The following is a 12,657-nucleotide window of genomic DNA, read 5'->3' on the forward strand; positions in this document are numbered from 1 at the left end:
CCACAGGAGTATTTGTAAGTTGTCTGTGCCCAACCTTGACATCGTCAACACCCTGCAGCAGGTCGGTGATCCGGAATCGGACCGGATCGAGTACACCGCGCAGATCGACCCCGTCTTCACCATCGGCCCCAAGGTTCACGGCGGCACCCTGCAGATGCTCACCGCCAACGCGGCGCTGGCCGGGTTCATCGCCACCGCTGACCCGGAAAGGCCCGCGGCCCAGGGGCTGGCGCCGATGGCGATCGCCACGAACTTCCTCGGAGCACCCGATCCCGCCGAGATCACCCTCGCGGTTTGGGTACGCAAGCGCGGGCGCCGGGTGTCGCTGGTCGACGTCGAGGTTCATCAGAACGGGCGCAACCTGGTTCATTCGACCGTGACGATCGGTACCCCCGACACCGAAAGCCACTACTCGGCACCCTCGTCGTTGCGGGATATGCCCGCCGAGCCCGGCGACGACGTGATCTACATCCAGGACAGCCCGATGGCCGAGATCATGCATCTGGGCGCGGTCCTCGACATCGCCATCGAGGAGAAGTCGGTCGCGTTCGTGCGCGGCCAGAAGGCCGACCCGGTCTTCCGGATGTGGGCCCGCCCGAAGACCACCGCGCCCGACGGACTCTTTGCCGTACTCGCCGGTGATCTGAGCGCTCCGGTGGTGATGAACCTGCACCTGTTCGGATGGGCTCCGACCATGCAGCTGACCACTTACCTGCGCCGCAATCCGGCGCCGGGCTGGCTGCGGATCGAGTCGTCGAGCACCGAGGTCGGGCACGGCTGGTTCGAAGAGGACCACGTGGTCATCGACTCGGCCGGCAACGTTGTCGTGCAGTCCCGCCAGCTCGCCCTGGTCCCGGACGCCACCTGATCCCCGACCCCCCGACGCACACCTCCATCAATCTTCAGCGTGAGAAAGTGACTTCATGACCCAGCGAATCGCAATCGTCGGCGGCGGCAACATCGGCGAGGCCCTGTTGGCCGGGCTGATCCGGACCGGCAAGCCCGTCAAAGACCTCGTCGTGGCCGAGAAATTCGCCGCCCGGGCAAAAGAGCTGACCGATGACTACGGCGTCCGCGTCACGGACATCGCCGACGCGGTGGAAGGTGCCGCGATCGTCGTCCTGGCCATCAAGCCGGGCGACGTCGACTCGGTGCTGTCGGTGATCGCCGAGATCGAGGACATGGGTGAGAAGGAACGGCTGACCGTGACCCTGGTCAGCGGATTGCCCACCGCGAAGTACGAGAACGCGTTGCCCGCCGGCGCACCGGTCGTCCGGGTCATGCCCAACACCCCGATGCTCGTCGGCGAGGCGATGTGCGGTGTGTCCGGTGGCCGGTATGCCACCGAGGAGCACGTCGCGACCGTGGTGACGTTGCTCGAGACCGTCGGCAAGGTTGTCGTCGTCCCGGAAAAGCAGATGGACGCCATCACCGCGCTGTCTGGGTCCGGTCCGGCGTACATGTTCCTGATGGCCGAGGCGATGGCCGATGCCGGTGTCAGCCTGGGCTTGACCCGGGCGATGGCGACCGAGCTCGCCGCCCAGACCATCCGCGGCGCCGGTGTGCTGCTCACGGACTCCGGGGTCTCCCCGGTGGATCTGCGGGCCGCGGTCACCTCACCGGCCGGGACCACCGCGGCCGCGGTGCGGGAGTTCGAGCGGTACGGACTGCGGCATGCGGTCTCGGAGGCGGTCCTGGCCAGCGCGGCCAAGAGTGAGCAGATCGGCAAGGCCGTGCTTTCGGCGATCGAAACCGACTGACACGGAGATCTCATAGAGAGACTGCGAACTGCCGCGGCGGTCGTATCCGGGAGCCTGTCTCCCGGATGCGACCGCCGTCGGTGTTTACCGGGACACGACCACGATCGATCGGCGCCAATTAGGAACAATTGCCCACTCGCGTCGCACTGACCCCACCCGCCACGCTAAGCTGCCTACAGCACGTGCGTGTCTGGAGTCCGCAGGAGGGGAAGCCTGCGGCCGCGACGCGTGCACCGGAGGTATGAAATTTTCATGGCATCTGCAAACAAGTCAGGTGACAACGCCGGTGGTGGAACCCAGTTCCTCACCGTCGCCGAGGTCGCAACATTGATGCGGGTCTCCAAGATGACGGTGTATCGCCTGGTGCACAACGGCGAGTTGCCTGCAGTTCGTGTGGGTCGCTCGTTCCGCGTGCACGCGAAGGCGGTTCACGACTATCTCGAGACGTCGTACTTCGACGCCGGTTAGGCCCGGCGCCGGCAAACGCCCCGCCACGGGCCGTGGACGAACATCCACGGGCCGGGCGGTGCTGACCTGCCAACATGTCGGCACCGGCCAGTGGTCGCCGGTCTTCGATCCGGGGTGGATTTCGCCACGGGTCGCTGTGCCGGTAAGGTTTGCAGGCGACCCGTTCGCCGGTGTTCTGGCGCGCGAAGTAAGTGAGCCACCCTGTGTGGACGGCCAAAACCTGTAGGACCATCAGGTCAGATCGTGAGGAAGTTCCCAGATGGGTTCAGTGATCAAGAAGCGCCGCAAGCGCATGTCGAAGAAGAAGCACCGCAAGTTGCTGCGTCGCACGCGAGTGCAGCGCAGGAAACTCGGTAAGTGAGTATTCTCGCCCGATGACAGAACCCGCCGCATTGTCGGCGGGTTTCGTCATTTTCGGAGCCCGTCGGATCGTGATCGTGACGATCTGAAGTCGTTGGTTCGGATTATCAAGATGTTAACCCGCGACTCTCTGGTTAAATCCGAAACAAGTTCCGTACGCTGGGCGCATGACCGAGCATCGGGACGGGGCGGCGGCTGCGCCGGCAGTCGTGTTGGTGACCGGTGCCTCGACGTTCCTCGGCGGCTATCTCACCACCCGGCTGGCCCAGAATCCGGCCATCGACCGGGTGATCGCGGTCGATTCGCTGGTGCCGTCGAAAGACATGCAGCGACGCTTCGGCCGGGCCGAGTTCATCCGTACCGACATCCGTCGGACCAGCATCGCCAAGATCATCGACCAGGCCGGGGTCGACACGATCGTGCACGCCGCGACATCGGTGATGGATGCCGTCGGCCATTCGGCGGCGATCAAAGAGTTCAACGTCATCGGCACCATGCAGCTGTGCGCGGCCGCTCAGCGCAGCCCGACGGTCAAGCGGTTCATCGTCCGGTCGGCCGGGCTCATCTACGGGTCGAGTTCAGCGGATCCGGCGCATTTCTCTGAGGAGACCGCCGCCCGCGTCGAACCCACCAACGGATACGCCCGCGACCTCATCGACGTCGAGGGGTATGCCCGGGGGCTGGGGCGTCGGCGTCCGGACATGACCGTCACCATCCTGAGGTTGTCCGCGATGCTCGGCCCGAAGATCTCGACCCGGATGAGCAAATACTTCTCGTCGTCGGTGATCCCGGTCGTGATCGGACATGAACCGCGGTTCCAGTTCCTGCACGAGGAGGACGCGTTGTCCGCCCTCGAGCACGCCACGTTGGCGGGCCGGCCCGGGATCTTCAACGTGGCCGCCGACGGGGTGATGACGCTGACCCAGGCGGTCCGCCGGGCCGGCCGGATCGGTATGCCCGTCCCGGCGGCGATGCTCGGAACCGTGGCGGGGGTGTACCGGGGCATGCGCGTGACGGCGATGCAGCTCGACCAGGTCGATTACGTGACCTTCGGCCGGGTCCTGGACACCACCCGGATGCGGACCGAACTCGGTTTCGTACCCACGTATACGAGCATCGAGACGTTCGACGATTTTCTGTCGCGGAAACCTCTGGAACCGGTGATCTCGCCGGAGGCCTGGTATCGCATGGAGCGATGGGCACGTAGGGCTGCGATGCAATTGACGTGAACCAGCAGGCAATTTGTCATCGGAAACCAGATGGGGTGGCGCGAAAGCCGTCGAGGCGGGGACAATCAAGATGTTGTGGCGTGAATGCGACATCCAGGGGTGGCAAGCGTTGAGCTTGAGGGAGGTGTGTGCTGGTGCCGGGTCGGGACCGAACAACTGATGCGCGGACGGCGAAGGTGATCGAGCTCTATTCGAGTTCACCGGGGCCGAACGGGCGTGCGCGACGGCGACATCCTTCCCAGGCGACCCCGGGTGGGGTGAAAGTTGATCCGCCGCAACAGAATTCGACCAACAATGCCCGCCCGGCCAACGGTCATCCCAACACCGACGACTTTCATCAGGCGCCGGTCACGCCGATCACCGCCGATGTCGGGGCGAAATTGGCGGCGGGGGAGTTCGCCGAACCCGAGTCGTCGTCGCTGCTCGGACTCGACGCCGTCCGCGGCGCGGTGGCCCACTCGATCACCGGTGCCGCGGGATACCTGCGGCAGCGGGTCACCGGCGACTACGAGGTCGACGACTTCGGCTTCGATCAGCACTTCACCGAATCGGTGTGGTTGCCCGCGATGCGGGTGCTGTTCGACATGTGGTTCCGCGTCGAGGTCAGCGGCATCGAGAACCTGCCGCTCGACGGCGGGGGACTGCTGGTCGCCAATCACGCCGGCACCATCCCCATCGACGCGCTGATGACGTCGGTGGCGGTGCACGACCACCATCCGACCAACCGGCACCTGCGGGTGCTCGCGGCCGACCTCGTCTTCGACACCCCGTTCATCAGCGAGATCGCCCGGCGCACCGGTTCGACGCTGGCCTGCACCGCCGACGCGCAGCGGCTGTTGCGGGGTGGTGAGCTCACCGCGGTCTGGCCCGAAGGTTTCAAGGGCATCGGCAAGCTCTACAAAGACCGCTACAAGCTGCAGCGCTTCGGTCGCGGCGGGTTCGTCACCACCGCGCTGCGGGCGGGCGTCCCGATCATCCCGGTGTCGATCGTCGGCTCCGAAGAGATCTATCCGATGCTCAGTGACCTCAAGCCGATCGCCCGATTGCTGGGTCTGCCGTATCTCCCGGTCACCCCGACGTTCCCGCTGCTCGGTCCGTTGGGACTGGTGCCGTTGCCGTCGAAGTGGAAGATCCATTTCGGGACGCCGATCGAGACCGGTCACTTCGACGAGCAGGCCGCCGACGATCCGATGGTCGTGTTCGACCTCACCGACCACGTTCGGGAAGAGATCCAGCAAACCCTCTTCAAGATGCTCAGTCGTCGCGGGAGCATCTACTTCGGCTGACCCCGCCCCCCGATAATGTGCCCTTTTGGCGAACAAAACCCCAGGTCGGGTGCGCCAAAAGGGCACATCATCGGGGGTTTGGGTCAGCGGCGGAGGTGTTTGACGGCGGCGGCGGCACCACCGCCGGCAGCGCCGAGGAGCACCGCCGTCGGCACACCGATCCTCGCGGCCTTGCGGGCCGTGCGGTAATCCCTGATCTGCCAGCCGCGGACCCGGGCGACATCTCGGAGATCGGCGTCCGGGTTGATGGCCACCGCGGTGCCACAGAGCGAGAGCATGGGCACATCGTTGTGCGAATCCGAGTACGCGGTGCAGCGCTTGAGGTTGAGCCCTTCGCGGATCGCCAGGGTGCGTACGGCGTGGGCCTTGCCGAGGCCGTGCAGGATGTCGCCGACGAGCCGGCCGGTGAACACGCCGTCGACGCTCTCGGCGACGGTGCCCAGCGCTCCGGTCAGGCCGAGCCGGTCGGCGATCGTCTGCGCCAGCTCGACCGGTGTCGCGGTGACCAACCAGACCTGCTGGCCGGCATCGATGTGCATCTGGGCCAGGGACGCGGTCCCCGGCCAGATCTTGTCGGCGATGAACTCGTCGAAGATCTCCTCGCCCAGGCGCACCAGCTCTGCGGTCTCGCGTCCGGCGATGAACGAGAGGGCCTTCTCCCGGCCCTGCGCGACGTCCCCGGAGTTCTCGCGGCCGGTGATACGGAACTTCGCCTGGGCCCAGACGAACTCCATGACGTCGCGGTAGCTGAAGTAGTCGCGGGCGGCCAGGCCCCGGGCGAAGTGGATCATCGAAGCGCCCTGCACCAGGGTGTTGTCGACGTCGAAGAAGGCGGCGGCGGTCAGATCCGGCGGGACCTCGGTCGGTACACCCGGCTCGTCGACCTCGATGGTGGCGACGGTGCCCTCGTTCGGAACGCGCAGGGAACGTTCCCGGAGCTTGGAATGCGCGGCTTGCGCGCTGGCCTCACCGGCCAGTGACTGGCGCAGTTCGGCAGCGGACTGACGAAACCGGCCGACCCGGCTCGCCAGTGGCGACAGCGGACCCGACGGGGTGGCCGGTTTCCCGGGGACCTCGTCGTCGTCGTCGTCGACCGCGTCATCGTCGTGTTCGACGTCGCGGGCATCGTCGTGGGTCCTGCGGTGGGCCTGTTCGGGCCCTGATCCTGCCCCGGTCGCGTCGTCGACGTTGTCTTCGATGCGGGAGTCGGTCTCGGAATCATCGCCGCCGGTGTCCCCGTCGCCTGGAGTTCGTGTCACTCCTCTTCGCCTCCCTGATCGGTCCGCTTCAAGCGTAGTCGGTGCGCAGTGGGAGACTGTCGGTGTGACGATCACGCTGCTATCCCGGGCGGGTTGTGCCGCCTGCGCCCGTGCTGTTGCCGATCTGCAACCGATCCTCGACGAGTTCGGGGTCGAGTTCGAAGAGATCGATGTCGACGCGGCCGCGGCGACCGACCCCTCTCTGCGCGCCGAATACGGTGACCGGTTGCCGGTCGTCCTGCTCGACGGTCGTGAGCATAGCTATTGGGATGTTGATATCCCCAGGTTGGAAGCCGATTTGCGGACGTCTGCTGGACACTAGTCCAGACTCCCGGCCAGAAATTCACGATTTCTGTGGTAGCCGAGTTTGTGAATGCATTCACAAGCGGTACCGTGGACCGTCGAGTGGTTACGTTCGCGTAAACCGAAGTGTTCGGGAGCGGACTTTTGTCCGTGCTCCACGAACAACGCAGCCCAGATGAGGAAGACGGTCGGCATGGCGAAAAGTCCCGCGTTGGGGCAGCCGGACATCCCGGGTGCCTCGGTGGCCCGGCTTGCCACGTACCTGCACGTATTGCGCTCGATCAGTGAGAGCGGCGCCCTGGTCGTCTCGTCCAATCAACTCGCCACCGCTGCCGGGGTGAACCCCGCGATCCTCCGCAAAGACCTCTCGCATGTGGGATCCGGCGGCGTGCGCGGCGTCGGCTACGACGTCAGCCGGCTGATCGCGCGTATCGCCCTGACCCTCGGTGTCGAGAACAACCACAACGTCGTGCTCGCCGGGGCCGGACATCTGGGCCGGGCGCTGGTCAGCCGGGCCGGGTTCGACCGCCGGGGCATCAAGATCGTCGCGCTGGTCGATGCCGATCCCGACCTCGTCGGGACCGTCGTCGCGGGCAACGACAGCGAGATGCTGGTCGGCGATCTGGACGAGGTCCCCGCGATCTGTGTCGAACACGGCGTGGAGATCGCGGTGCTCGCCACCGCCGACGACTACGCGCAGGTCACCTGCGACGCCTTCGTGGCGGCCGGGGTGCAACAGATCCTGAACTTCACCGCCGTCACCCTGCAGGTCCCCGAGCACATCTTCGTGCGACCGGTCGACCTCGCGCTGGAGCTGCAGGTGATGGCATTCAATGCAGCACGCAGACACAGTGCGGAAAACGAAGCGGAGCAACCTAATTCGTTGCCGCGCGGTCGGGCGCCGAAACCCCGGGCGCGATCCAACAAGAGGTCGGTGGGCGTGTGAGTATTTTCCTGTTCGGCGTATCGCATCGCAGTGCGCCGGTGCCGATCCTGGAGCAGCTGGCGGTCACCGAATTCGACCGGCCCAAGCTCATCGACGAACTCCTCGAGAGCTCGCAGATCAGCGAGGCCATGATCGTCTCGACCTGCAACCGGGTCGAGATCTACGCCGTCGTCGATGCCTTCCACCCGGCTCTGGAGGCCGTGGGCGAGGTGATGGGCAGGCACTCGGGCATGTCGGTGAACGAGATGACCAAGTACGCCTACGTCCGCTACTCCGAAGCCGTCGTCGAGCACCTGTTCTCGGTCGCGGCGGGCCTCGACTCGATGGTGGTCGGCGAACAACAGATCCTCGGCCAGATCCGGTCGTCGTACGCCAGTGCCGACGCCAACCGTTCCGCCGGACGGGTACTCCACGAGTTCGCCCAGCAGGCCCTGCGGGTGGGCAAACGGGTGCACAGTGAGACCGGACTCGATCGGGCCGGCGCCTCCGTGGTGTCGGTGTCCCTGGATCGGGCCCGTTCGGTTCTGGGACGCGACATCTCCTCGGCCGTCGTGCTCGGCGCCGGTGCGATGGGCGGACTGGCCGCCGCACACCTGGCCCGCGCCGGTGTGTCGGATCTCGCACTGGTCAACCGGACCCATGAGAAAGCCCGCCATCTGGCCGGCAATGTGACCAAGAACCACGGCATCAACGCGCATGCGGTCCCCATGGACGAGCTGACCGAGGCGCTGGCCGATGCCGACGTCCTGGTCACCTGTACGGGCACGATCGGCGCCGTGGTGGGGGTCGGGCAGGTGCACTCTGCGCTCGCCAGACGGACCTCTGTGAGCCCGCTGGTGATCTGTGATCTTGGTCTCCCTCGCAACGTCGATCCGGCGGCCGCGCGGCTGCCGAATGTGCACATCATCGACATCGAAGGTCTGCGCGGCGACGAGGCCACCAAGGCCGCCGACGCCGATGAGACCGCGGCCCGGGAGATCGTCCTGGCCGAGCTCGCCGACTACATGACCCACCAGCGGCAGGCCGAGGTGACGCCCACCGTGACGGCCCTGCGGCAGCGCGCGGCCGAGGTCGTCGAAGGGGAGATCCTGCGGCTGGAAAGCCGGCTCCCGGGCCTCGACGACCCGCAGCGTGACGAGGTCGCGAAGACCGTCCGCCGGGTGGTCGACAAACTTCTGCACGCGCCCACGGTGCGTGTCAAACAACTTGCGAGTACTCCGCAGGGTGATCAATATGCCGAGGCGCTACGTGAGCTTTTCGAGCTCAAACCTGGTGCCGCAGAATCGGTTTCAACCCCCGAAGTCGGTCTCGGTGAGACCGACGCACCCCGAAAGGGTCTTTGAGAAATTGAGTTCTGACACACGCCGCAATCCGATCCGGATCGGCACCCGGGGTTCCTTGCTGGCCACCACCCAGGCGGGCACGGTGCGTGATGCGCTGATCGCTGCCGGGCATCCGGCGGAGCTGGTCATCATCAAGACCGCAGGCGACCTGTCGGCCGCGCCGGTGCAGGAGATCGGGGTCGGGGTGTTCACCACCGCGATCCGCCAGTCGTTGACCGCGGGCGAAGTCGACGTCGCGATCCACTCCTACAAAGATCTCCCGACCGCACCCGAGCCGGGCCTGGTCATCGCGGCCATCCCGACCCGTGAAGATCCCCGAGATGCGCTGGTCGCAGCGGGTGGCAAGGTGCTCGGCGAGCTGCTGCCCGGTGCCACCGTCGGCACCTCGGCCCCGCGACGGGCCGCGCAGCTTAGGGCATTGGGTCTCGGTTTGGAAATCCGCCCCCTTCGAGGCAATCTAGATTCTCGGTTGGGCAAAGTCGCCAGCGGTGAACTCGACGCGGTGGTGGTGGCCAGGGCCGGACTGGTACGTATCGGACGGGCTGATGAGGTCACCGAAGCGTTGGATCCGGTCCAGGTGCTACCGGCGCCTGCACAGGGAGCTTTGGCCGTGGAGTGCCGTGAAGACGATGCCCAACTGGTGAGCATTCTCGCCGAGTTGGATGATCCGTCCACCCGTGCGGCGATTGACGCCGAGCGTGCGGTACTCACGGCCCTCGAGGCCGGGTGCACCGCGCCGGTCGGTGCGATGGCCGAAGTGGTCGAGTCGATCGACGAGAGCGGGCGCATTTTCACCGAACTGTCGCTCCGCGCGACGGTGGTGGCCGAGGACGGATCTGATGCCGTCCGGGCCTCGGTGGTGGGCCCGGTCTCGAGAGCGACCGAACTAGGCCGAGAACTTGCCGCAGAACTGCTGGAACTGGGAGCGAAAACGCTCCTCTAGGACCGGCGGGCCGAGCTACAGCCCCGAGCGGGGCAGGAGAGCAACATGAGCCGAACCAAAAAGGTCATCACGCCTGGACGAATCCTCTTCGTCGGGGCAGGACCCGGCGATCCCGGGTTGCTGACCGTCCGCGCCCGCACTGCGATCGAGAACGCCGTCACGGTGTTCATCGACCCCGACGTGCCGTCCGCGGTCGTCGCGCAGATCGGTGCCGGATCCGGTGAGCCGACCGCGTCGAAGACGTCTCGTTCGGGTGCCACAAAACCGAGCAAGCAAGACATTAGCGCCGCGCCCGAGGGTGCGGATCAGCAGGGTGCGCAACAGCCCGACGCCGACGCTGCCGATGACGACAACACCCAGGTCAGCAACGTACGGCCGGCCCTTGGTGACCCCAATGAGGTCGCCAAGACGTTGGTCGCCACCGCGCGGGAGGGCCACGATGTGGTCCGTCTGGTCGCCGGTGACCCGCTGACCACCGATTCGGTCCTGGCCGAGGTCAATGCGGTGGCCCGCACGCAGGTACAGTTCGAGGTCATCCCGGGATTGCCCGCCACAGCCGCTGTGCCGAGCTACGCGGGTATGCCGCTGGGTTCGGCCCATGCCGTGGCCGATGTCCGCGGAGAGGTCGATTGGGCGGCTCTGGCCGCTGCTCCCGGACCGCTCGTGCTGCACGCGACGTCGGGACATCTGGCCGAGACCGCGAGCGCGCTGACCGAGAACGGCCTGGCGCCGCAGACGCCGGCCGCGATCACCGTCAACGGCACCACCTGCCAGCAGCGCACCATCGAGGCCACACTGGCGACCCTGAACGAGAGCGGCAGCGCCCTGACCGGGCCGCTGATCGTGACCATCGGCAAGGTCGTCGCACAGCGCGCCAAGCTGAACTGGTGGGAGTCGCGGTCGCTGTACGGCTGGACCGTCCTCGTGCCGCGCACCAAGGACCAGGCCGGCGACATGTCGGAACGGCTCGTCACCCACGGCGCCATCCCGATGGAGGTCCCGACGATCGCAGTCGAACCGCCCCGGAGCCCGGCTCAGATGGAGCGCGCGGTCAAGGGTCTGGTCGACGGCCGCTACCAGTGGGTGGTCTTCACCTCCACCAACGCGGTGCGCGCGGTCTGGGACAAGTTCGCCGAATTCGGTTTGGATGCAAGGGCTTTCAGCGGCGTCAAGATCGCCTGTGTGGGCGAGGCCACCGCTGAGAAGGTGCGCAGCTTCGGAATCAACCCGGAACTGCTGCCCACCGGCGAGCAGTCGTCGCTGGGGTTGCTCGAAGACTTCCCGCCGTACGACGACGTCTTCGATCCGGTGAACCGGATCCTGTTGCCGCGCGCCGACATCGCCACCGAAACCCTGTCCGAGGGCCTGCGTGGCCGCGGCTGGGAGATCGATGACGTGACCGCGTACCGCACCGTTCGGGCAGCGCCGCCGCCGGCCGAGACCCGCGAGATGATCAAGACCGGCGGTTTCGACGCGGTCTGCTTCACCTCGAGTTCGACGGTCCGCAACCTCGTCGGTATCGCCGGGAAGCCGCATGCGCGCACGATCGTCGCCTGCATCGGCCCGAAGACCGCCGAAACCGCGACCGAGTTCGGTCTGCGTGTGGACGTGCGTCCGGAGAATGCCTCGGTGCCGGAGCTGGTCGATGCGCTCGCCGAACACGCTGCACGTCTGCGTGCCGAGGGCGCACTGCCCCCGCCGCGTAAGAAGGCCCGGCGCTCGCGCTCGTAGGCTGGGGTCCATGACCGCACATCTCTACCGTCCGATCTCCGATCGACCCCGTCGGCTACGCAACACCCCGGCCATGCGCCGGCTTGTTGCCGAGACATCACTCGAGGCGCGCCATCTGGTGTTGCCGATGTTCGTGGCCGACGGGCTCGACGAGCCCCGTCCAATCAGTTCGATGCCGGGGGTGCAGCAGCACACCGTCGAGTCGCTCCGGAAGGCCGCCGACGCGGCGGTCGCGGCCGGTGTTGGGGGCCTGATGCTGTTCGGCGTCCCGACGCCGGAGGACAAGGATGCCGTCGGTACCGCCGGCACCGACCCCGACGGCATCCTCAACGTCGCGCTGCGGCAGCTGCGGAGCGATCTCGGTGATTCGACCGTGATCATGGTCGACACCTGTCTCGACGAGTTCACCGATCACGGCCACTGCGGTGTGGTGCGTCCCGATGGCGTGGTGGACAACGACGCCACACTCGCGCGCTACACAGAGATGGCCGTCGTGCAGGCACAGTCCGGAGCCCACATGGTCGGGCCCAGCGGAATGATGGACGGCCAGGTGGCCGCGATTCGCAGTGCCCTCGACGATGCCGGATTCATCGACACCGGGATCCTGGCGTACACCGCGAAGTACTCCTCGGCGTTCTACGGCCCGTTCCGGGAGGCGGTCGGCTCGTCGCTGCAGGGTGATCGCAAGTCGTATCAGCAGAACCCGGCCAACCTGCGGGAGGCCGCCCGCGAACTGCACCTGGATCTGGCCGAGGGCGCCGACATCGTGATGGTCAAGCCGGCGATGCTGTATCTCGACGTACTCCGTCGGATCGCCGACGAATCCGATGTTCCGGTGGCCGCGTACCAGATCTCCGGTGAGTACTCGATGATCACGGCCGCCGCCGAACGGGGATGGATCGATCGGGATGCGGCCATCGCCGAGTCGCTGCTCGCCATCCGGCGCGCCGGAGCTGACATCGTCCTCACTTATTGGGCGCATGAGGTTGCATCTGCGCTACATTGACAAGCGCAAACAATAAGTGATTG

General features: G+C 66.5%; 13 protein-coding genes. 12 read left to right on the top strand and 1 reads right to left on the bottom strand.

The features are described from left to right. The first annotated feature begins 25 nt into the window (after window positions 1-25). The 6 genes from AC51GR_RS02145 to AC51GR_RS02170 all read left to right on the top strand — a co-directional run bounded on the left by AC51GR_RS02145 (window position 26) and on the right by AC51GR_RS02170 (window position 5,103). Window positions 26-868, top strand: a complete 843-nt coding sequence (locus tag AC51GR_RS02145) for a thioesterase family protein (protein ID WP_496322983.1) — start codon at window positions 26-28, stop codon at window positions 866-868. Between the two features lie 55 nt (window positions 869-923). Beyond that, window positions 924-1,760, top strand: coding sequence for a pyrroline-5-carboxylate reductase (gene proC, locus AC51GR_RS02150; RefSeq protein WP_496322984.1), 837 nt, complete (start codon window positions 924-926; stop codon window positions 1,758-1,760). Between the two features lie 252 nt (window positions 1,761-2,012). Continuing rightward, window positions 2,013-2,228: a helix-turn-helix domain-containing protein gene (locus tag AC51GR_RS02155; RefSeq protein ID WP_496322985.1), complete on the top strand. Its 216-nt coding sequence runs from the start codon at window positions 2,013-2,015 to the stop codon at window positions 2,226-2,228. A 259-nt stretch (window positions 2,229-2,487) separates the two neighbouring features. Next, entirely contained in the window at window positions 2,488-2,589 is a 102-nt protein-coding gene (locus AC51GR_RS02160) for a 30S ribosomal protein bS22 (protein WP_003402602.1), read from the top strand. A 166-nt stretch (window positions 2,590-2,755) separates the two neighbouring features. Then, window positions 2,756-3,817 (top strand): NAD-dependent epimerase/dehydratase family protein, encoded by a 1,062-nt coding sequence (locus AC51GR_RS02165; protein WP_496322986.1) that lies wholly within the window; start codon window positions 2,756-2,758, stop codon window positions 3,815-3,817. Between the two features lie 128 nt (window positions 3,818-3,945). Beyond that, entirely contained in the window at window positions 3,946-5,103 is a 1,158-nt protein-coding gene (locus AC51GR_RS02170; protein ID WP_496322987.1) for a lysophospholipid acyltransferase family protein, read from the top strand. An 83-nt stretch (window positions 5,104-5,186) separates the two neighbouring features. On the opposite strand, the gene AC51GR_RS02175 is transcribed toward AC51GR_RS02170, so the two are convergent. Beyond that, window positions 5,187-6,362, bottom strand: a complete 1,176-nt coding sequence (locus AC51GR_RS02175) for an HAD family hydrolase (RefSeq protein WP_496322988.1) — start codon at window positions 6,360-6,362, stop codon at window positions 5,187-5,189. 64 nt (window positions 6,363-6,426) lie between these two features. On the opposite strand from AC51GR_RS02175, the gene AC51GR_RS02180 reads away from it, so the two are divergent. From AC51GR_RS02180 to hemB, 6 genes are all read left to right on the top strand, one after another. Next, window positions 6,427-6,684 (top strand): glutaredoxin family protein, encoded by a 258-nt coding sequence (locus AC51GR_RS02180; RefSeq protein WP_496322989.1) that lies wholly within the window; start codon window positions 6,427-6,429, stop codon window positions 6,682-6,684. Between the two features lie 174 nt (window positions 6,685-6,858). Further along, window positions 6,859-7,611, top strand: coding sequence for a redox-sensing transcriptional repressor Rex (locus AC51GR_RS02185; protein WP_496322990.1), 753 nt, complete (start codon window positions 6,859-6,861; stop codon window positions 7,609-7,611). Next, a complete protein-coding gene (locus tag AC51GR_RS02190; protein WP_496322991.1) occupies window positions 7,608-8,954 on the top strand; it encodes a glutamyl-tRNA reductase in 1,347 nt (448 codons plus the stop codon). The genes AC51GR_RS02185 and AC51GR_RS02190 overlap by 4 nt, the downstream gene beginning before the upstream one ends. Before the next feature lie 4 nt (window positions 8,955-8,958). Further along, entirely contained in the window at window positions 8,959-9,897 is a 939-nt protein-coding gene (hemC, locus tag AC51GR_RS02195; protein WP_496322992.1) for a hydroxymethylbilane synthase, read from the top strand. A 45-nt stretch (window positions 9,898-9,942) separates the two neighbouring features. Then, a complete protein-coding gene (locus AC51GR_RS02200) occupies window positions 9,943-11,628 on the top strand; it encodes a bifunctional uroporphyrinogen-III C-methyltransferase/uroporphyrinogen-III synthase (RefSeq protein WP_496322993.1) in 1,686 nt (561 codons plus the stop codon). Window positions 11,629-11,638: 10 nt separating this feature from the next. Continuing rightward, complete coding sequence (gene hemB, locus AC51GR_RS02205; protein ID WP_496322994.1) at window positions 11,639-12,634, top strand: porphobilinogen synthase; 996 nt, start codon at window positions 11,639-11,641, stop codon at window positions 12,632-12,634. The last annotated feature ends 23 nt before the right edge of the window (window positions 12,635-12,657 follow it).

Source organism: Williamsia sp. z71, assembly GCF_059553375.1.

Bases quoted from the DNA above. Each gene is read 5' to 3' on its own strand.
- AC51GR_RS02185 (WP_496322990.1), top strand. From the start codon at position 6,859: ATGGCGAAAAGTCCCGCGTTGGGGCAGCCGGACATCCCGGGTGCCTCG.
- AC51GR_RS02155 (WP_496322985.1), top strand. From the start codon at position 2,013: ATGGCATCTGCAAACAAGTCAGGTGACAACGCCGGTGGTGGAACCCAG.
- proC (WP_496322984.1), top strand. From the start codon at position 924: ATGACCCAGCGAATCGCAATCGTCGGCGGCGGCAACATCGGCGAGGCC.
- AC51GR_RS02200 (WP_496322993.1), top strand. From the start codon at position 9,943: ATGAGCCGAACCAAAAAGGTCATCACGCCTGGACGAATCCTCTTCGTC.
- AC51GR_RS02165 (WP_496322986.1), top strand. From the start codon at position 2,756: ATGACCGAGCATCGGGACGGGGCGGCGGCTGCGCCGGCAGTCGTGTTG.
- AC51GR_RS02160 (WP_003402602.1), top strand. From the start codon at position 2,488: ATGGGTTCAGTGATCAAGAAGCGCCGCAAGCGCATGTCGAAGAAGAAG.
- hemB (WP_496322994.1), top strand. From the start codon at position 11,639: ATGACCGCACATCTCTACCGTCCGATCTCCGATCGACCCCGTCGGCTA.